The sequence below is a fragment of the Sandaracinobacteroides saxicola genome (genome assembly GCF_014117445.1).
Classification (GTDB): Bacteria; Pseudomonadota; Alphaproteobacteria; order Sphingomonadales; family Sphingomonadaceae; genus Sandaracinobacteroides_A; species Sandaracinobacteroides_A saxicola.
Map to the genome: position 1 here is coordinate 1,465,295 of NZ_CP059851.1, position 17,617 is coordinate 1,482,911.

The 17,617-nt window shown below is 67.1% G+C and carries 20 protein-coding genes; 12 read left to right on the forward strand and 8 right to left on the reverse strand.

What is annotated here, in order from left to right:
* Positions 1-16: 16 nt before the first annotated feature.
* Positions 17-1,492 (reverse strand): amidophosphoribosyltransferase, encoded by a 1,476-nt coding sequence (purF, locus tag H3309_RS07300; protein WP_182298099.1) that lies wholly within the window; start codon positions 1,490-1,492, stop codon positions 17-19.
* 87 nt (positions 1,493-1,579) lie between these two features.
* On the opposite strand from purF, the gene hisI reads away from it, so the two are divergent.
* The 11 genes from hisI (at position 1,580) to H3309_RS07355 (ending at position 12,540) form a co-directional block, all read left to right on the forward strand.
* Positions 1,580-1,918: a phosphoribosyl-AMP cyclohydrolase gene (gene hisI, locus H3309_RS07305; protein WP_182298100.1), complete on the forward strand. Its 339-nt coding sequence runs from the start codon at positions 1,580-1,582 to the stop codon at positions 1,916-1,918.
* A complete protein-coding gene (locus tag H3309_RS07310) occupies positions 1,915-2,526 on the forward strand; it encodes a Rossmann-fold NAD(P)-binding domain-containing protein (RefSeq protein ID WP_182298101.1) in 612 nt (203 codons plus the stop codon). The genes hisI and H3309_RS07310 overlap by 4 nt, the downstream gene beginning before the upstream one ends.
* The gene (locus tag H3309_RS07315; RefSeq protein WP_182298102.1) at positions 2,526-2,924 is read left to right on the forward strand and encodes a DUF2177 family protein; all 399 of its coding nucleotides are present in this window, start codon (positions 2,526-2,528) and stop codon (positions 2,922-2,924) included. The genes H3309_RS07310 and H3309_RS07315 overlap by 1 nt, the downstream gene beginning before the upstream one ends.
* A 1-nt stretch (position 2,925) precedes the next feature.
* Positions 2,926-4,560, forward strand: coding sequence for a M28 family metallopeptidase (locus H3309_RS07320; RefSeq protein WP_182298103.1), 1,635 nt, complete (start codon positions 2,926-2,928; stop codon positions 4,558-4,560).
* Positions 4,561-4,624: 64 nt separating this feature from the next.
* Positions 4,625-5,026 (forward strand): MerR family transcriptional regulator, encoded by a 402-nt coding sequence (locus H3309_RS07325; RefSeq protein ID WP_182298104.1) that lies wholly within the window; start codon positions 4,625-4,627, stop codon positions 5,024-5,026.
* Positions 5,027-5,028: 2 nt separating this feature from the next.
* The gene (locus H3309_RS07330) at positions 5,029-6,825 is read left to right on the forward strand and encodes an acyl-CoA dehydrogenase C-terminal domain-containing protein (protein ID WP_182298105.1); all 1,797 of its coding nucleotides are present in this window, start codon (positions 5,029-5,031) and stop codon (positions 6,823-6,825) included.
* Between the two features lie 65 nt (positions 6,826-6,890).
* Positions 6,891-8,102 (forward strand): acetyl-CoA C-acetyltransferase, encoded by a 1,212-nt coding sequence (locus tag H3309_RS07335; protein ID WP_182298106.1) that lies wholly within the window; start codon positions 6,891-6,893, stop codon positions 8,100-8,102.
* A 78-nt stretch (positions 8,103-8,180) separates the two neighbouring features.
* The gene (locus tag H3309_RS07340; protein WP_182298107.1) at positions 8,181-10,361 is read left to right on the forward strand and encodes a 3-hydroxyacyl-CoA dehydrogenase NAD-binding domain-containing protein; all 2,181 of its coding nucleotides are present in this window, start codon (positions 8,181-8,183) and stop codon (positions 10,359-10,361) included.
* 1 nt (position 10,362) lies between these two features.
* The gene (locus H3309_RS07345; RefSeq protein ID WP_182298108.1) at positions 10,363-11,319 is read left to right on the forward strand and encodes an NAD(P)H-dependent flavin oxidoreductase; all 957 of its coding nucleotides are present in this window, start codon (positions 10,363-10,365) and stop codon (positions 11,317-11,319) included.
* Positions 11,320-11,335: 16 nt separating this feature from the next.
* Positions 11,336-11,887 carry a YdeI/OmpD-associated family protein gene (locus H3309_RS07350; RefSeq protein ID WP_207791572.1) on the forward strand — a complete coding sequence of 184 codons (552 nt, stop codon included), beginning with the start codon at positions 11,336-11,338 and terminating at the stop codon, positions 11,885-11,887.
* A gap of 2 nt (positions 11,888-11,889) precedes the next feature.
* Positions 11,890-12,540 (forward strand): O-methyltransferase, encoded by a 651-nt coding sequence (locus H3309_RS07355; RefSeq protein ID WP_182298110.1) that lies wholly within the window; start codon positions 11,890-11,892, stop codon positions 12,538-12,540.
* Here H3309_RS07355 and H3309_RS07360 read toward each other — a convergent pair whose 3' ends face one another.
* From H3309_RS07360 to epsC, 5 genes are all read right to left on the reverse strand, one after another.
* Positions 12,541-12,723 carry a hypothetical protein gene (locus tag H3309_RS07360; protein ID WP_182298111.1) on the reverse strand — a complete coding sequence of 61 codons (183 nt, stop codon included), beginning with the start codon at positions 12,721-12,723 and terminating at the stop codon, positions 12,541-12,543.
* 19 nt (positions 12,724-12,742) lie between these two features.
* The gene (locus tag H3309_RS17235) at positions 12,743-13,516 is read right to left on the reverse strand and encodes a PEPxxWA-CTERM sorting domain-containing protein (protein WP_243453875.1); all 774 of its coding nucleotides are present in this window, start codon (positions 13,514-13,516) and stop codon (positions 12,743-12,745) included.
* Between the two features lie 249 nt (positions 13,517-13,765).
* The gene (locus H3309_RS07370) at positions 13,766-14,407 is read right to left on the reverse strand and encodes a PEPxxWA-CTERM sorting domain-containing protein (RefSeq protein WP_182298112.1); all 642 of its coding nucleotides are present in this window, start codon (positions 14,405-14,407) and stop codon (positions 13,766-13,768) included.
* A gap of 161 nt (positions 14,408-14,568) precedes the next feature.
* Positions 14,569-14,844 carry a DUF2794 domain-containing protein gene (locus H3309_RS07375; RefSeq protein ID WP_243453876.1) on the reverse strand — a complete coding sequence of 92 codons (276 nt, stop codon included), beginning with the start codon at positions 14,842-14,844 and terminating at the stop codon, positions 14,569-14,571.
* Between the two features lie 74 nt (positions 14,845-14,918).
* Entirely contained in the window at positions 14,919-15,599 is a 681-nt protein-coding gene (epsC, locus tag H3309_RS07380; RefSeq protein WP_182298113.1) for a serine O-acetyltransferase EpsC, read from the reverse strand.
* Between the two features lie 149 nt (positions 15,600-15,748).
* Between epsC and H3309_RS17715 the strand changes: the two genes are divergently transcribed.
* Positions 15,749-16,300 (forward strand): PRC-barrel domain-containing protein, encoded by a 552-nt coding sequence (locus tag H3309_RS17715; RefSeq protein WP_182298114.1) that lies wholly within the window; start codon positions 15,749-15,751, stop codon positions 16,298-16,300.
* A 54-nt stretch (positions 16,301-16,354) separates the two neighbouring features.
* Here H3309_RS17715 and H3309_RS07390 read toward each other — a convergent pair whose 3' ends face one another.
* Positions 16,355-16,876 carry a carboxymuconolactone decarboxylase family protein gene (locus H3309_RS07390; protein ID WP_182298115.1) on the reverse strand — a complete coding sequence of 174 codons (522 nt, stop codon included), beginning with the start codon at positions 16,874-16,876 and terminating at the stop codon, positions 16,355-16,357.
* Between the two features lie 182 nt (positions 16,877-17,058).
* Positions 17,059-17,604 carry a peroxiredoxin gene (locus tag H3309_RS07395; RefSeq protein WP_182298116.1) on the reverse strand — a complete coding sequence of 182 codons (546 nt, stop codon included), beginning with the start codon at positions 17,602-17,604 and terminating at the stop codon, positions 17,059-17,061.
* Positions 17,605-17,617: the final 13 nt, after the last annotated feature.

Genomic DNA, 17,617 nt, shown 5'->3' on the forward strand with positions numbered 1-17,617 from the left:
CCGGGCAGGAGGGGTGTCAGGCGACTCTTTCGGCAAGGAGGCTGAGCTGGTCGGGGAGGTCGGCGTCTTCCTGGTCGGTGAGGCGGGTGGGGTAGTCGCCGGTGAAGCAGGCGTCGCAATATTGCGGGGCGTTGGCGCTGCGGCCGGGTTCGCCGGTGGCACGATAAAGCCCGTCGATCGAGATGAAGGCGAGGCTGTCGACGCCGATATAATCCTGCATCTCGGCGATGGTCATCTGCGCGGCGAGCAGTTTCGAGCGTTCCGGCGTGTCGACGCCATAGAAGCAGCTGTGGCGGGTGGGGGGGGAGGCGACGCGGAGGTGGACCTCGCGGGCGCCGGCTTCGCGCAGCATCTGCACGATCTTGACGCTGGTGGTGCCGCGCACGACGCTGTCGTCGATGAGGACCAGGCGCTGGCCCTGGATCATGGCGCGGTTGGCGTTGTGTTTCAGCTTGACGCCGAGGTGGCGGATCTGGTCGCCGGGCTGGATGAAGGTGCGGCCGACATAATGGCTGCGGATGATGCCGAGCTCGAAGGGGATGCCGCTGGCCTGGGCATAGCCGATGGCCGCCGGCGTGCCCGAATCGGGGACGGGGACGACCATGTCGGCCTCGACGGGGGCTTCGGTGGCGAGCTCGGCGCCGATGCGTTTGCGGGTCTGATAGACCGAGACGCCATGGTCGAAACTGTCGGGGCGGGAGAAATAGACCTGCTCGAAGATGCAGGGGCGGGGACGCTGCGGTTCGAAGGGGCGATGGCTGACCAGGCCCTTGTCGGTAATGACGATGAGCTCGCCGGGGTCGAGGCTGCGGACGAACTGGGCGCCGACGACATCGAGCGCGACGGTTTCGGAGGCGAGAATCCAGGCCTCGTTGAGTTTCCCCAGCACCAGGGGGCGGACGCCCAATGGGTCGCGGACGGCGAGCATCCCTTCGCGGGTGAGGGCGATGAGACTGTAGGCGCCTTCCACCTGTTTCAGCGCGTCGATGAACTTGTCGAGCAGCGTGCGGTAGTTGGAGGTGGCGACCAGGTGGATGATGGTCTCGGTGTCCGACGTGCTCTGGAAGATGCTGCCGCGGCGGATGAGGTCGCGGCGGAGGCGGCTGGCGTTGGAGAGGTTGCCGTTGTGGGCGACGGCGAAGCCGCCGCTGGCGAGTTCGGCGTAGAGCGGCTGGACGTTGCGCAGCGCGGTTTCGCCGGTGGTGGAGTAGCGGTTGTGGCCGAGCGCGATCTGGCCGGGGAGCGCGTCGATCACCTCCGGCCGGTCAAAATTGCCCGCCACATGCCCCATGGCGCGGTGGGTGTGGAACTCGCGCCCGTCGAAGCTGGTGATGCCGGCGGCCTCCTGCCCGCGATGTTGCAGTGCGTGCAGGCCGAGGGCGGCCATGGCGGAGGCCTGGGCGGCGCCGAACACGCCGAAGACGCCGCATTCCTCGTGGAGATGATCATCGTCATACGGGTGGGTGGTGAACCCCTCGGTTGACTGGTGCATCGCAGGCTCGCTTTTTGGAATGGTTGGAGCGTAGATAGGCGTGGCGCGGGCTTTTGTCGCCCGGCTTTTTTGTAACAGAGACGTCATATGGAGCCATTCAACCCGAAATTCGACGCGAACGGCCTGGTGACGGCGGTGGTGACCCATGCCGGGACGGGTGCGCTGCTGATGGTGGCGCACATGGATGCGGCGGCGATCGCGGCAACGCGGGAGACGGGGTTGGCCACCTTCTGGTCGCGCAGCCGGCAGCGACTGTGGGTGAAGGGGGAGACGAGCGGGCATTTCCTGCGCGTGCGGGAGATACGGGTGGACTGCGACCAGGACGCGGTGCAGCTGATCGCCGCGCCGGAGGGGCCGGCCTGCCATACCGGGGCGGCGAGCTGTTTCTATCGGCGGCTGGATGGTGACGGGCTGGTGCCGGCGTGATCGCGCTGGCGGGGGCCTCGGGACTGACGGGTGGGCTGGTGGCGGCGCGCCTGCCGCAGCTGCTGCGGGTGGGGCGGCGGGAGGGGGATGATATCGTCGTCGACCTGACGCGCGTGGTGCCTGAGCTGCCGGCGCTGGCAGTTGCGGTGTGCGCGCTGGGGACGACGATGGCGAAGGCCGGCAGCGATGCGGCGTTCCGGGCGGTGGACGAGACGGCGGTGTTGAACTTTGCGCGGGCGGCACGAGCCGCGGGGGCGGGGCGGTTCGTGCTCGTGTCCTCGGTCGGGGCGGGGGGTGGTGGCTTCTATCTGCGGGTGAAGGGGGAGGTGGAGCGGGCGGTTGCCGCGCTGGGGTTTGCGCGGCTGGATGTGATGCGGCCGGGGCTGCTGCTGGGGCCGCGGGCCGAGCGGCGGCCGGGGGAACGGCTGGCGCAGGCGGTCGCGCCGTGGTTGAACCCGCTGATGCAGGGGCCGTTGGAAAAATATGGTGCATTGCCCGCCGCGGTGCTGGCGGATGCCATCGTCGCGCTGCTGCGGCAGGCCGGGCCGGCGCCGGGCGTGTTCGTGCATGAGAATGGCGCAATGCGCGCGCTGGCGAAGGGGGTTTGATGGGGGAGCTGTTGTTGGCGGTGGCGGCGTTCGCGCTGCTGTTCGGGTTGTTCGATGCCGTGTGGCTGAACACCCAGGTGAAGCGGTTGTACGAGCCGGTGCTGGGGCCGATCATGGCGCGGCCGTACCGGATGGGCGCGGCGGCGGTTTTCTATGCGCTCTATGTGGCGGGGGTGGCGCTGTTCGTGATGCGTCCGCAGCTGGGGGACTGGCAGGGCGCCGGCATGATGGGAGCGGCGTTCGGGCTGGTGGCCTATGCCACCTATGACCTGACCAACCTGGTGACGGTAAGGGTGTGGACGGTGCGGCTGGCGGTGATCGACATGCTGTGGGGAACGGCGGCGACGGGGGTGGCGAGTGCCCTGGCGGTCGCGGTGGCGGCGTGGGTGGGAGGTTGAGATGATGCGGGTGGCTGTGGTGGCGGCGCTGTTGCTGCTGGGGAGTGCTGTGACGGCGGCGGAGCCGCGGTTCGCGCCGGAGGCGTTCAAGGCGCATGTCAGCTTTCTGGCGGACGATCTGCTGGAGGGGCGCGATACCGGCGCGCGGGGGCATGCGATCGCCGCCGCCTATGTGGCTACGCAGATGGCGGGGCTGGGGCTGCGGCCGGGCGGGGCGATGGTGGACGGCAAGCGGGGCTGGTTCCAGCCGGTGCCGCTGCTGGTGGCGCGGCTGGGGCCGGCGGGATCGAGCCTGACGGTGGAGGGGCCGGACGGCGCGAGGCGCTGGGCGAACGGCAGCGAGGCGATCGTGCCGCCCTCGTTGGTGGAGGCGGAGCAGCGGGTGGCGGCGCCGCTGGTGTTCGCGGGGTTCGGGCTGGTGGACCGGGCGATGAAGCTGGACGATTATCGCGGGCTGGACGTGCGCGGCAAGATCGTGGTGCTGCTGTCGGGCACGCCCAAGGGCATGCAGAGCGAGATCGCGGCGCATCTGGGGGCGACCAAGGGCAGGATGGCGATGGCGCGCGGCGCCGTGGGCGTCATCACGGTGAACACATTGGAAGGGCAGGCGGTGCGGCCGTGGGCGGTGCTGGTGGATACCGCCGCCAGCCCGCGCTTTGGTTGGGTGCAGGCCGATGGCCGGCCCTATGAGATGGCGCCGAGAATCCGCGTGGGCGCATTGGTGAGCCCGGTGGCGGCGGAGGCCCTGTTCGCCGGCGCCCCGCGCCCGCTGGCGGCGGTGCTGGCGGAAGCGGACCGGGTTGGCGGACGGCCGAAGGGCTTTGCGCTGAAGACCCGGGCAGTGGTGGAACGGCAGAGCCGGTTCACGCGGCTGGACAGCCCCAATGTGGTGGGGATGATTGCCGGGAGCGATCCGGTGCTGCGCGACGAGGTGGTGGTGTTGAGCGCGCATCTTGATCATATCGACGTGCGGGCGGGGAAGAAGCCCGACGGCATCTACAACGGCGCGCTGGACAATGCCGCGGGGATCGCGACGATGCTGGAGGTGGCGCGGGCGTTCCGCGACAGCGGTGAGGCACCCAAGCGGACGCTGCTGTTCCTGGCGGTGACGGCGGAGGAGCGCGGCCTGCTGGGCGCGCGTTATTTCGCGGCGAACCCGACGGTGCCGATCGGCGGCATCGCCGCGGTGGTCAATCTGGACATGCCGCTGCTGCTCTATCCCTTCACCGACGTGGTGGCGTTCGGGGCCGAGCGGTCGACGATGGGGCCGCTGATCGCAGGCGCGGCGCGGGCGGCGGGGTTGGTGCTGTCGCCCGATCCGATGCCGGAGCAGGGGCTGTTCACCCGGTCCGACCATTATGCCTTTGTCGAGAAGGGCGTGCCGTCGGTGTTCTTTGCCACCGGGTTCGCCAATGGGGGAGCGGCGGCCTGGGCCGATTTCCTGAAGACGCATTATCACCAGCCGAGCGATGACCTGAACCGGCCGATCGATTGGGGGGCGGCGGCGAAGTTCGCCGAGGTGAACTGGCAGGTGGTGCGGGCGCTGGCGGATGCGCCGGTGCGAACGCGCTGGATGGCGGGGGATTATTTCGGGGAGACGCTGGCGGGCGGTGCGCCGAAAGCGACGAAGCGTTGAGGCCCGGACGAAGGAGGGCCGCGGCGAAGTTGACGCGCACGTAAGGTGCGACTAGATTGACGGCATGGGAGATGCATTGACCGTCGCGCCGCGGGTGAAGGAGGTGTTCACCATTTCCGACCTGGCGTCGGAGTTTTCGGTGACGCCGCGCACCATCCGTTTCTATGAGGGCGAGGGGCTGATCAAGCCGGCGCGCCGGGGGACGCAGCGGCTGTACAGCCGGGGTGACCGGGCGCGGCTGGCCTGGATTTTGCGCGGTCGCAATGTGGGGTTCTCGCTGGCGGAGATCCATGAGCTGCTCGACCTCTATCGGCCGGGCAAGGCGCGGGAGCCGCAGCTTCGTGCCGCGATCGCGAAGTGCCGGGAGCGGATCGCCGCGCTGGAGGCGCAGCGCGCCGATATCGACATGACCATCGCCGAACTTTCGAATTTTGTCGGCAACATCGAAACCCAATTGGGAGATTGACCATGCCCGCGAGCTACAAGGCGCCGCTGAAGGATACGCTGTTCGTGATGAAGCATCTGGTGGGGCTGGAGCGCCACGCCAACCTGCCGGGGTTCGCGGAAGCAACCCCCGACCTGGTGCAGCAGATCCTGGAGGAGGGAGCGAAGTTCGCGGAGGGGGTGGTGCATCCGACCAACCAGATCGGCGACCAGCAGGGCTGCACGCGGCATGCCGACGGCAGCGTGACGACGCCCGACGGGTTCAAGGAGGCGTACAAGGCGCTGGTGGAGGCCGGCTGGATGACGCTGTCGGCCGATCCGCAATGGGGCGGGCAGGGGCTGCCGGCGGTGGTGGGCACCGCCTTCATCGAATATCTGACCAGCGCCAACCAGGCGTTCAGCATGTATCCCGGCCTGACGCACGGGGCCGCGGCGGCGATCGAGGTGGCCGGCAGCGAGGCGCAGAAGGCGATGTATCTGCCGAAGATGACCAGCGGCGAGTGGACCGGGACGATGAACCTGACCGAGCCGCATTGCGGCACGGACCTTGGCCTGTTGCGGACGCGGGCGGTGCCGAACGGCGACGGCAGCTATGCCATCACGGGCACGAAGATTTTCATCTCCAGCGGCGAGCATGACCTGGCGGACAACATCATCCATCTGGTGCTGGCGAAGACTCCGGATGCGCCGGACACTGTGAAGGGCATCAGCCTGTTCATTGTGCCCAAATATCTGGTGAACGAGGACGGCAGCCTGGGCGCGCGCAATAGGCTGCAATGCGGGTCTTTGGAGCACAAGATGGGCATCCGGGCGAACGCGACCTGCGTGATGAACTATGATGGCGCGACCGGCTGGCTGGTGGGCGAGGAGATGAAGGGGCTGAAGGCGATGTTCATCATGATGAACATCGCGCGGCTGGGCGTGGGCCAGCAGGGGCTGGCGCAGAGCGAGATCGCCTATCAGAACGCGGTTGCCTATGCCAAGGAGCGCATCCAGGGCCGGGCGCTGACCGGGCCGGCGAACCCGGCGGCGAAGGCGGACAGCATCATGGTGCACCCCGATGTGCGGCGCATGCTGCTGGATGCCAAGGCGTTCAACGAGGGCGCGCGGGCGCTGACGCTGTGGGGCACGATGCAGGCCGACCTGGTGCACAAGGCCGCGACCGAGGAGGAGCGGCAGGCGGCGGACGACATCATCAGCCTGCTGACCCCCGTGATCAAGGCGCATCTGACCGACAAGGGCTATGCCCATGCCACCAACTGCCAGCAGGTGTTCGGCGGGCATGGCTATGTCGAGGAATGGGGCATGAGCCAGTTCGTGCGCGATGCCCGGATCAACATGATCTATGAGGGCGCGAACGGCGTGCAGGCGATGGACCTGGTGGGGCGCAAGCTGGCGCAGAATGGCGGCCGCGGGATGCGGGCGTTCCTGGCACTGGTGGCGGGCGTGATCGCCGACGCGATGCAGGACGAGCGGACGGTGGACATGGGCGCGGCGCTGGAAGCGACGGTGAACGAGCTGCAGGGCAGCACGTTGTGGCTGATGCAGAATGCGCTGGCGAACCCGAACCATGCCGGCGCGGGAGCGACGGCCTATCTGGACCTGATGGCGCTGGTGGTGTTCGGCATGCTGTGGTTGCAGATGGCGAAGGCGGCGCATGAGGAGCTGGACGCAGGCGCAGGCGACGCCGGCTGGTATCGGGCGAAACTGCTGACGGCGAAGCATTATTTCGAGCGGGCGTTGCCGGAGGCGCCGGCGCTGGCGGCGAAGATCCGGGCCGGGTCCGACACGCTGATGGCGATGCCGGTCGACGCTTTCTGACACTAAACGCAGCTTGCGGCTTTTTGCTTTACGTATAGGTAAAGCGCGATTTTGGGAGAAGAGTGATGGCTGAAGCCCTGATTTACGATGCCGTGCGGACACCGCGAGGCAAGGGCCGGAAGGACGGGTCCCTGCACGAGATCACGCCGATCCAGCTGGCGACGCAGACATTGCAGGCGATCCGCGACCGGACGGGTATCGACACGGCGGACGTGGACGATGTGATCCTGGGATGTGTGGCGCCGGTGGGGGAGCAGGGGAGCGACATCGCGCGGATCGCCGTGCTGAACGCCGACTATGCCGAGACGACGGCGGGGGTGCAGGTGAACCGCTTCTGTGCGAGCGGGCTGGAGGCCGTGAACATCGCGGCGGCGAAGGTGATCGCCGGCGAGGCGATGTTCGCCATTGGTGGTGGCGTGGAGAGCATGTCTCGCGTGCCGATGGGCAGTGATGGTGGCGCTTGGCCGATGGACCCGGCCGTGGCGTTCAAAAGCTACTTCGTGCCGCAGGGAATCGGCGCCGACCTGATCGCGACGCTGGACGGGTTCAGCCGGGACGATGTGGACGCCTATGCGGTGGAGTCGCAGCGCCGGGCGGCAAGGGCCTGGGAAGAAAAGCGTTTTGCCAATTCGATCGTGCCGGTGAAGGATGTGATCGGCGAAGTGGTTCTGGCGCATGACGAGTTCATGCGGCCGACAACCGACATGCAGTCGCTCGCCAGCCTGGGGCCAAGCTTTGCCATGATGGGCGAGCAGATGCCGGGGTTCGATGCCATCGCGCTGATGAAATATCCGCAGGTGGAGCGGATCAACCATGTCCATCATGCCGGCAATTCGAGCGGCATTGTGGATGGCGCGAGCGCGGTGCTGATCGGCAATGCCGACATGGGCGCGAAATATGGCATCAAGCCGCGTGCCCGGATCAGGGGCATGGCGAGCATCGGTTCCGAGCCGGCGATCATGCTGACGGGGCCGGCGCTGGTGACGCAGAAGCTGTTCGACAGGCTGGGCATGACGGTCGCGGATATCGACCTGTTCGAATTGAACGAGGCTTTTGCCAGTGTTGTCCTGCGGATGATGAAGCACCTGAACATCCCGCATGAGAAGATGAACGTGAATGGCGGGGCGATCGCCATGGGGCATCCGCTGGGCGCGACCGGGGGGATGATCCTGGGCACCGTGCTCGACGAGCTGGAGCGTACGGGCAAGCAGACCGCGCTGGTGACACTGTGCGTGGGGGCCGGGATGGGCACCGCCGCGGTGATTGAGCGCATTTGAGTTGATGACCGGGGTCGAAACGACGGCCCCACCCCCGGCCCCTCCCGCGAGCGGGAGGGGAGGCTGAAAGGGAAATTTATGACCGAGACGACTGCCATTCGCCAGGAGCTGGACCCCGATGGCGTGCTGCTGCTGACCATCGACTGCCCGGGGCTGTCGATGAACGTGATCAACGAGGCGCTGGGCGCCGACCTGATCGCGGTGACCGAGCGCATCCGGACGGACGACACGGTGAAGGGCGCGGTCATCACCAGCGGCAAGGCGTCGGGCTTTGTCGCGGGTGCGGACCTGAAGGGCATGAATTTTGCCGGTGGCGGTTCGGGTGCGGGTTCAGGCAAGTCCCGCATGGCCTTGATTTATGAAGGCGTGTGGGCGCTCAACGGCACGCTGCGGGCACTGGAGACCTGCGGCAAGCCGGTGGCGGTGGCCTTGAACGGCCTGGCGCTGGGGGGCGGGCTGGAGATTGCGCTCGCCTGCCATTATCGGGTGTGCGCGGACAATCCGAAGATCACGCTGGGGCTGCCCGAGGTGCTGGTGGGCTTGTTCCCGGGTGCCGGGGGCACGCAGCGGCTGCCGCGGCTGATGGGGGTGCAGCCGGCCCTGATGTATCTGTTGCAGGGCAAGAACATGAGCCCGCAGGAAGCGCTGGGCTTTGGCGTGGTGAATGAGGTGGCGCCGGCGGGCGAGATCGTCGAGCGGGCCAAGGCCTGGGTGTTGGCGAACCCGAAGGCGGTGGCGCCCTGGGACAAGAAGGAGTTCAAGTTCCCGGGCGGGGCCGGGGCGATGAACCCGGCGTTCGCGCAGACCTTCATCGCCGGCAATGCGATGGCGAACAAGCAGTCCAATGGAAACATGAACCAGATCAAGGCGATCATGAGCGTGGTTTACGAGGGCGCGCAGCTGCCCATCGACACCGCGCTGAAGCTGGAGAGCAAATATTTCGCCAAAGTGGTGGCCGACCCGCAGGCAGGGAACATGATCCGCAGCCTGTTCGTGAGCAAGCAGGCAGCGGAGAAGGGCGCGCGGCGGCCGGCCAATGTCGCGCCGGCGAAGACCGCCAAGGTGGGGATGCTGGGTGCGGGTCTGATGGGCGCGGGCATCGCCATGGTGAGCGCGCAGGCGGGGATCGAGGTGGTGCTGCTGGATCGCGACCTGGCGGCCGCGGAAAAGGGCAAGCAATATACCGCGGACCGGCTGGCGAAGAAGCGGACCGACCCTGCGAAGGCGGCGGAGATTTTAGGGCGCATCCATCCGACGGCGGACTACGCCGATCTGAAGGGTTGCGACCTGATCATCGAGGCGGTGTTCGAGACGCGCGACATCAAGGCGGGCGTGACGAAGGCGACCGAGGCGGTGGTGGGGGCGGATGTGATCTTCGGCTCCAACACCTCGACCCTGCCGATCACCGGCCTGGCGGAAGCGTGGTCAAAGCCGGAGAATTTCATCGGCATCCATTTCTTCTCGCCGGTGGAGAAGATGCCGCTGGTGGAGATCATCGTGGGCAAGAAGACCGGGCCGGAAGCGATTGCGAAGGCGCTGGATTATGTGGCGCAGATCCGCAAGACGCCGATCGTGGTGAACGACAGCCGCGGCTTCTACACCAGCCGTTGCTTCGGCACCTATGTGCAGGAGGGGTTGAGCCTGCTAGCCGAAGGCGTGACGCCGGCGCTCATCGAGAATTGCGGCAAGCAGATGGGGATGCCCGTGGGCGCGCTGGCGGTGAACGACGAGGTCGGGCTCGACCTGTCCTACAAGGTGGCGCAGCAGACGAAGGCCGACCTGGGCGACGCCTGGAAACCGAGCGCGGCCGAGGGCGTGATCGCGAAGATGAACGAGCTGGGCCGCTATGGCCGGAAGAACGGCAAAGGCTTCTATGCCTATCCCGAGGACGGATCGCCGAAGCATCTGTGGCCCGACCTTCGCGCCATGGTGGGCGTGACGGGCGTGGACCCGGCGCCGGCGGAGGTGAAGGAGCGGCTGCTCTATCGCCAGCTGGTGGAATGCGCGCGCTGTTTTGCCGAAGGCGTGCTGGAGACGCCGCAGGACGGCGACCTGGGCGCCATCTTCGGCTGGGGCTTCGCGCCCTTCACCGGCGGGCCGTTCAGCCACATGGACACCGTGGGGCTGGCCAACGTGGTGGCAACGCTCGACCGGCTGGCGCAGGCGCATGGCGAGCGTTTCAGCCCGCCGCAGCTGCTGCGCGACATGGCGGCGCGGGGCGAGACCTTCTATGGCAACAGCATCAAGAAGGCGGCGTGAGATGATCCGCACGCCGATCTGCGACCTGCTGGGGGTGGAGCATCCGATCCTGCTGGCCGGGATGGGCGGGGTTTCCTATGCCGAGGTGTGCGCGGCCGTCAGCAATGCCGGCGGCTTCGGCTCGCTGGGGATGGCGGGCGTTTCCCCGCGCGGCATCCGCGAGCAGATGCGGCGGGTGAAGGACCTGACCGACAAGCCGTTCGGGGTCGACCTGCTGACGGCGCAGCCCGAAAGCCTGACGGCAAGCGTGGATGTGATCATCGAGGAGGGGGCGAAGGCCTTCATCGCCGGGCTGGGCGTGCCGGTGGCGATCATCGACCAGCTGCGCGCCGCGGGCGTGGTGGTGATGTCCATGGTGGGCAAGGTCGAGCATGCGCGGAAAGCCGAGCAAGCCGGTTGTGATGTGGTGATCGCGCAAGGGACGGAGGGCGGCGGGCACACCGGCAGCGTCGCCAGCATCGCACTGTGGCCGCAGGTGGTGGATGCCGTGCGCATTCCGGTGATCGCGGCCGGGGGGCTGTTCGATGGCCGCGGACTGGCGGCGGCGCTCGCCATGGGGTGCCAGGGCGTGTGGATGGGGACGCGCTTCATCGCCTCCACCGAGGCCCATGCCGGCCAGCCCTACAAAGACGCCATCGTGGGCATGAGCGAGAGCGACACGGTGATTTCCAAGGGCTTCACCGGCAAGACGCTGCGCGCCATCCGCAACCGCACGACCGATGAGTGGGCGACCAAGGAGGCGATGCCGTTCGCCATGCAGGTGATGCATTCGGCGCAGAACAATCTGCTGGGGCCGATCGCCGGCGTGGTGGACGATGTGAACCCCGAGACGCAATGCCTGGCGGCGGGGCAGGGCGGGGGTGGCATCACCGAGGTGCTGCCCTGCGCGGAGATCGTGGCGCGGACGCTGAGCGAGGCGGAGACCGTGCTGGCCCGGATGGGACGGCTTGCCGCCTGAGCGCGAACGGGTGACGGTGACAAGCCGCGCCGCGTGGCGCGAATGGCTGGAAGCGAATCACGGCCGGCGCGGCAGCATCTGGCTGGTGAGTTTCAAGAAGGGGCATGCGGGGCATGTGCCCTATGCCACGCTGCGGGACGAGGCGTTGTGTTTCGGCTGGGTCGACAGTCGGCCGGCGAAGCTGGATGAGGCGCGCTCGATGCTGCTGATGAGCCCGCGGAAGCGCGGGAGCGGCTGGTCCGGCGTGAACAAGGCGCGGGTGGCGGCGCTGATCGAGGCGGGGCTGATGGCGGCGCCGGGGCTGGCGGCGGTGTCGGCGGCGAAGGCGGACGGCAGCTGGGAGCGGCTGGACACTGCCACCGCGCTGCTGCCGCCCGATGACCTGGTGGCGGCGTTCGCGGCGCATGCCGGTTCAGCGGCGGCTTTCGCGGCCTTTCCGCCATCGGCGCGGCGTGCCATCCTGGAGTGGATCGCGCAGGCGAAGCGGCCTGAGACGCGGGCCGCGCGGGTGCTGGAAACGGCGCGCTGTGCGGCGCGCGGCGAACGGGCGAACAGCTGGAGGCGGTGAGCATGGCGGAGGAATGGGATGCGATCGACAGGCTGATCGAGGAGCGCCTGTTGCGACAGGATGTGGCGGTTGCCGCGGCGCTCGCCAACAACAAGGCGCGGGGGCTGCCGGCGATCGATGTCTCGCGCCTGCAGGGGCGGATGCTGGAGCTGCTGGTGGCGGCGGTGGGTGCGAGGCGGGTGCTGGAGGTGGGCACGCTGGGCGGGGTGAGCACCATCTTCCTGGCGCGGGGCGCGGGCGCGGACGGGCATGTGACGACGCTGGAACTGGAGCCGCATCATGCCGCGGTGGCACGGGAAAATCTGGCGGTGGCAGGCCTGGCGGCACGGGTGACGGTGCTGGAGGGGCCGGCGCGGTCGACGTTGGCGACGCTGGCGGGGCCGTTCGATTTCGCCTTTGTCGATGCCGACAAGGCGTCCTATCCGGCCTATGTCGCGGCGTGCGCGGACCTGTTGCGGCCGGGCGGGCTGATGGTGGTGGACAATGCGGTGCGGCGGCTGGCGATCAGCGACCCGGCGGCGCAGGACGACAATGTGCGCGGGACGTTCGCGGCCTATGACGTGGTAGCGGCGGATGCGCGGCTGGACGCGACGGCGATCCAAACGGTTGGCATGAAGGGCTGGGACGGCTTCATGCTGGTGCGCAGGCGCTGATCAGGGGCGTTTGAGGAGGGCGCGCAGGCGGTCAGCAAGGCCGGGTTGGCGTGGGCGTTCCACGGGTTTCGCGGCGGGTGCCGGTTGCACCGTCTCGGTGGGCGGCGGCAGGCGCATGACGGTGACCGCCTGCGTTGGGGTGGCGAGCAGCAGCAGGGGCAGCAGCAGGATGGTCGATCGCATGCCGCTGCCCCCCGATGGCTCAGTTGCTGGCGGCAAAGCTGGCGCGGCCGCGGCGACGCGCGGCCATGCCGACGAGGCCGAAGCCGGCGATCAGCATCGCCCAGGTGGCGGGTTCGGGCACCGCGGCGGTCAGGCTGACACCGTCGAGCAGCGCGACCGGCGGCAGGCCATCGGGCGTGCCGATCGACAGGAAGCTGAGCACTTCGCTGCTGTTGATCGCGGTGAATTGCATGTTTTCGGTGAACCAGCCGGCGAAATAATGGGTCGGGCCGCCGACCGTGGCGGTCGACCGGGTCTGGCCGCCGAAGCTGACATCCAGCCGCTCGGTGGTGTCACCGACGCGGTTCTGGAACTGGGTGGCGGCCCAGTAGAATTTCAAATTGTATTTTTTGCCCGGCGTCAGGCCGCTGATGGTCTGCAACAGCGGGCCGTTGGCGAAAATGTCTCCATCGAGCGCCATGAAATTGCCGCCATCGGGGCTGGGCCCGCCATAGTTGGCGCTGGAAAGCGTCTGCGTCTCGCTGCTGGTGTAGCGGGTGTCCGGGCTGACGGTGGTGGCAGTGGAGCTGTTGAACAGCACGTTGAACACGCCGATGCTGCCGCCGGCGGTGGCGCTGTCCTGTGTGGTCCAGTTGAGGACGCCGTTGGGATAGGAATGGCGCGGGCCGATTTCGAAGCCCTGCACCGGCGTGCCCGGCGCGGTCAGTTCGAAACCGCCATTCTGGACGAGATTGACCGCATTGGCGGACGACGCGGCGGCAAGTGCCGCGGTGGCAAGAAGCAGAACACGCATGAAGAACCCTCTCTGACCCTGTTGATCGCGGCGCGGTGGAGGCCGTGCCGCGCGATGACGAGAGGTCCGACCCGCTCGACATGGATGGTTTAATAGCAGGCGTTGTGCCTGTTGAGTGTAAAAGAGGGTTAACAGATGATACAATTCGAAGGGCGGCCGTGTTGGCTACCTATGTATGAAAAAGGCCGCGCAGGAGCGCGGCCTTTCCACAATTAGGATCGCTGGCAGAAGCGCTGCCGGCGACGCAGTTCAGGCAGCGACGGCGCGGCTGCGCCGGCGAGCGGCGAAGCCCACCAGGCCGAAACCGGCGATCAGCATGGCCCAGGTGGCCGGTTCTGGCACAACACCGAACAATTGCACGGCATCGAAGGCGCCAGCTTCGTAGCTGTTGGGATCGAACCGCAAGGCACCGTCGGTGGTGACCTTGAGGCGGACGGTATCGAAGGTGCCGCCGGTGACGCCGAAGGTGACGAAGCCGGTCTGATAGCTGGGAACGGCGATGCCGGCGCCGGTGGCAATCACGTTGCCGCCGCTGAGGATTTCATAGGCGAGCAGCGGTGCGCCACCAAACCAGCCACTGCCGACCAGCACTTCCATGCCGGTGCTGGGCGCGAAGCTGAGCTGGGTATAACCGTTGCCGCCGCCGTTGGGATACCAGCTGTAGAGGCCTTCCGCGGCCTGGCTGGTCGTCCAGATCGAGCCGGAGCCGATATACTCGGCGGTGATGCCGTCTTCGCTGTACGGACCGGTAAAGGTGAACTGCGCCCCCATCCCTTCGAAGCCGTTGAAGTTGCTGGGTGTGGCGCCCGAGGGCGTGCTGTAAACGGTAATCGCGTTCGCCCCGGTGAGGGCAGCGCTGGCGATCAGTGCGGCGGCAAGAAAACGAATCATGGTTTGCTCCCTGTTTTATGTCAGCTATTGCGTAGCAAAAAACATGCCATCTTCAGTGCTGAAAATTAATCTTTAAGAATCAACTAAATGAATGCCCAACGAAAAACCGGAACCCATCCGGTCTGTAAAGAAATCCGACAAAAAACGCTGCCGGTGCAGCCTCAGGTCTCGACCAGTTTCATCAGCCGGCGTTCCAGCGGCGCCAGCACGCCGGCGAGGTCGTGACCGCGTTTCAGCACCGCGCCGGCCTCTCCGATCAGGGCCCACTGGCCTTGGGCGCGGCGCAGCGCCGGGCGTTTCACCACCTGGGCTTCGGGACGGTCGCTGGCGCGGGGAAAGGCGCTGAACACCGCTGCTTCCTGGCCGAAGTCCAGCGCATAGTCCCGCCAGTGGCCGGCGGCGACCATGCGACCATAGAGGCCCATGATGCGATCCATTTCCGTGCGGTCGAAGACGACTTGACCGGGTGATATCGGAAAGGGTGGCGGAAACAGCGGCGTGACCGACACGCTCAGGCCGCTTCGCCGCTGCGGCGCGCACGCTCCTCGCGCTCGAAGGCGTCGAGCCGGGCGCGCAGGGCCTCCAATTCGCACTTCAGCACCTCATAGCGCTGCGTGACCGGGTCGAACTTCTCGCTGCACGGCGTGCCATAGGGTTTGAACGGGGCCTGCTTCTCCTCGGCGGGCACGGGGATGGGCTTGGCGGGAATGCCGATCATGGTCGCCCCCTCGGGCACATCCTTTGTCACAACGGCGTTGGCGCCGATGCGGGCATTGTTGCCGACCATGATGGGGCCGAGCACGGCGGCACCGAGCGAGATGACGACATTGTCGCCCACGGTCGGGTGACGCTTGCCGCCGATGCCGTTCATCGGATTGGTGCCGCCCAGCGTGGCGCCCTGATAGATGGTGACATTGTGGCCGATTTCGGCGGTTTCGCCGATCACCACGAAGCCGTGGTCGATGAACAGGTTGTGGCCGATGGTGGCGCCGGGGTGGATGTCGATGGCGGTCAGCGCGCGCGCGACATGGTTGACGATGCGGGCAAGCAGGAACAGCCGGGCACGATAGAGGCGGTGCGCGACCTTGTGGAAGGCGATGGCCGTGACGCCGGGATAGGTCAGCACCTCCCACCGGCTGCGCGGCGCGGGGTCGCGGGCGCGGATGCTGTCGAGATAGGCAATCAGGCGCATGGGATGGCTTTCGTCAGTGGCCGGTCTGTACACCCCGCGATGAACGGTTGCAAATTGCCTGCACGCCGGGGGAACGCGGCGCGTGCGGGCGGGTTGCAGGCGTCAGGAGGCCGGCATGGTGCCGGCAGCCCCGAGCAAAGGAACCGACAATGGCGAGCAGTTATGACACGCTGGAACGTGACCACGCGCCCAACAGCCTGATCAGCGCGGACAAGGTGCAGGGCACGGCGGTTTACGACAGCAGCGGCGACAAGATCGGCAGCATCGACAGCCTGATGATCGACAAGGAAAGCGGCGAGGTCGCCTATGCGGTGATGAGCTTCGGCGGCTTTCTGGGGATCGGCGAGCGTTACCATCCGCTGCCGTGGGACGTGCTGACCTATGACACCAATCTGGGTGGCTATAATGTGGGACAGGCGGCCGCCAACCTGAAGGATGCCCCCAACTACAGCCGCGACGAGATCGGTGACTGGGATGATGATGACCTCACCTCCCGGGTGGACGACTATTATGCCGATTACCCGCGGACCGGCTATGGCTCGCGCGGCTATGGTTCGGAGACGCTGCGGGGTGCCGGCGATACCGGGATCCCGGGCAATACCGCCAATGCCAGCCCTGGGACCGGCGGCATGGGCAGTGCCGGGACGATGGGGCAGACCGCGGGGTCCTTTGGAACGACGCGGCGCGATCCGCTGATCTGAAGCCTTGGGTGGAGACGGAAAGGGGCGGGGCCACGGCTCCGCCCCTTTTTCACATCAGGCGATCGCGCGCAGTGTATGGGCGATCGCGACGGTGACGCTGGCGAGCCGCACGGCGGCCTGAACCACCTCCACCTTGACGCCGTGCTGCTGAAGCACTTTTTCATGCGCGTCGATGCACAGGCCGCAGCCGTTGATGGCGCTGACGGCAAGGCTGTAGAGTTCGAAATCGGCTTTTTCGATGCCCGGCGCACCGATGATGTTCATGCGCAGGCGGGCGGGAAGCTTCTCATACTCCTTGTTCGAGGCGAGATGGCCGAAGCGGTAGTAGATGTTGTTCATGGCCATGATGGCGGCCGCCGCGCGGGCGGCGTTTAACGCCTCGGGCGTCAGTTTCGCGGTGGCCTCGGCCTCCGCCGCCGCGATGGTGGGCAAATGGCCGCCGGCGATCGCGCTGGCCAGCAGGGTGCCATATTTCTGCTGGTCGCTGAGGATCGTTTCGTTGAGCAGCGACTGGATGTTGAGGCGCAGGTCCTTGGCATAATCGGGAAGGGCGCGGGCGAGGTCGATCATGGACATGGCGGTTCCTTCGCAAAGCAGCCGGCGGCAAAGCTGCCGAGTCTGCCAGAAGAGTGAAAGAATGATAAAGGCCGTCGGCAAAGCCGACGCGTCGGACGTGCGCGGCGGAATGTCCGCCGCGCACGCCGGCCGGCACTGCGCGGAGTCTGCAAACAGCGACGCTGTTGGCAGCCCGCTTGGCCTCAGGCGGCGGGTTTCAGCACCTCGTCGCCGGCCTTCCAGTTGCAGGGGCAGAGTTCGTCGGTTTGCAGCGCATCGAGGTTGCGCAGCGTTTCCGCCGGGTTGCGGCCCTGGTTGAGGCCGTTCACCGTGACATGCTGGATGATGTTGTTCGGGTCGACGATGAAGGTTGCGCGCAGGGCGACGCCGGCGTCCTTTTCCAGGATGCCGAGCGCGGTCGAGAGTTCGAGCTTGTTGTCGGCAATCCAGGGGAAATCGGCCTTGGCCAGCCGCTCATCGCTCTTGCGCCAGGCGAAGTGGACGAAATCGGTATCGGTCGAGGCGCCGATCAGCACCGCGTCGCGATCGGCGAAGTCGTTCGCCAGTTCGCCATAGGCGATGATCTCGGTCGGGCAGATGAAGGTGAAATCCTTCGGCCAGAAGAAGATGACCTTCCACTTGCCGGGATAGTCGTTGGCGAGGTCGATGGTCTCGCCGCCGGGAAGGGCCGCGATGCCCTGCTGGACGGACAGTTTGAGCGCGGGGAATTTGTCGCCGATGGTCAGCATGGGTGCTCCTTTG

What these genes read in the sequence shown, in the direction of transcription:
- purF (WP_182298099.1), bottom strand. Translation starts at nt 1,492, where the DNA reads ATGCACCAGTCAACCGAGGGGTTCACCACCCACCCGTATGACGATGAT.
- hisI (WP_182298100.1), top strand. Translation starts at nt 1,580, where the DNA reads ATGGAGCCATTCAACCCGAAATTCGACGCGAACGGCCTGGTGACGGCG.
- H3309_RS07315 (WP_182298102.1), top strand. Translation starts at nt 2,526, where the DNA reads ATGGGGGAGCTGTTGTTGGCGGTGGCGGCGTTCGCGCTGCTGTTCGGG.
- H3309_RS07320 (WP_182298103.1), top strand. Translation starts at nt 2,926, where the DNA reads ATGATGCGGGTGGCTGTGGTGGCGGCGCTGTTGCTGCTGGGGAGTGCT.
- H3309_RS07325 (WP_182298104.1), top strand. Translation starts at nt 4,625, where the DNA reads ATGGGAGATGCATTGACCGTCGCGCCGCGGGTGAAGGAGGTGTTCACC.
- H3309_RS07330 (WP_182298105.1), top strand. Translation starts at nt 5,029, where the DNA reads ATGCCCGCGAGCTACAAGGCGCCGCTGAAGGATACGCTGTTCGTGATG.
- H3309_RS07335 (WP_182298106.1), top strand. Translation starts at nt 6,891, where the DNA reads ATGGCTGAAGCCCTGATTTACGATGCCGTGCGGACACCGCGAGGCAAG.
- H3309_RS07340 (WP_182298107.1), top strand. Translation starts at nt 8,181, where the DNA reads ATGACCGAGACGACTGCCATTCGCCAGGAGCTGGACCCCGATGGCGTG.
- H3309_RS07345 (WP_182298108.1), top strand. Translation starts at nt 10,363, where the DNA reads ATGATCCGCACGCCGATCTGCGACCTGCTGGGGGTGGAGCATCCGATC.
- H3309_RS07355 (WP_182298110.1), top strand. Translation starts at nt 11,890, where the DNA reads ATGGCGGAGGAATGGGATGCGATCGACAGGCTGATCGAGGAGCGCCTG.
- H3309_RS07360 (WP_182298111.1), bottom strand. Translation starts at nt 12,723, where the DNA reads ATGCGATCGACCATCCTGCTGCTGCCCCTGCTGCTGCTCGCCACCCCA.
- H3309_RS17235 (WP_243453875.1), bottom strand. Translation starts at nt 13,516, where the DNA reads ATGCGTGTTCTGCTTCTTGCCACCGCGGCACTTGCCGCCGCGTCGTCC.
- H3309_RS07370 (WP_182298112.1), bottom strand. Translation starts at nt 14,407, where the DNA reads ATGATTCGTTTTCTTGCCGCCGCACTGATCGCCAGCGCTGCCCTCACC.
- H3309_RS07375 (WP_243453876.1), bottom strand. Translation starts at nt 14,844, where the DNA reads ATGGATCGCATCATGGGCCTCTATGGTCGCATGGTCGCCGCCGGCCAC.
- epsC (WP_182298113.1), bottom strand. Translation starts at nt 15,599, where the DNA reads ATGCGCCTGATTGCCTATCTCGACAGCATCCGCGCCCGCGACCCCGCG.
- H3309_RS17715 (WP_182298114.1), top strand. Translation starts at nt 15,749, where the DNA reads ATGGCGAGCAGTTATGACACGCTGGAACGTGACCACGCGCCCAACAGC.
- H3309_RS07390 (WP_182298115.1), bottom strand. Translation starts at nt 16,876, where the DNA reads ATGTCCATGATCGACCTCGCCCGCGCCCTTCCCGATTATGCCAAGGAC.
- H3309_RS07395 (WP_182298116.1), bottom strand. Translation starts at nt 17,604, where the DNA reads ATGCTGACCATCGGCGACAAATTCCCCGCGCTCAAACTGTCCGTCCAG.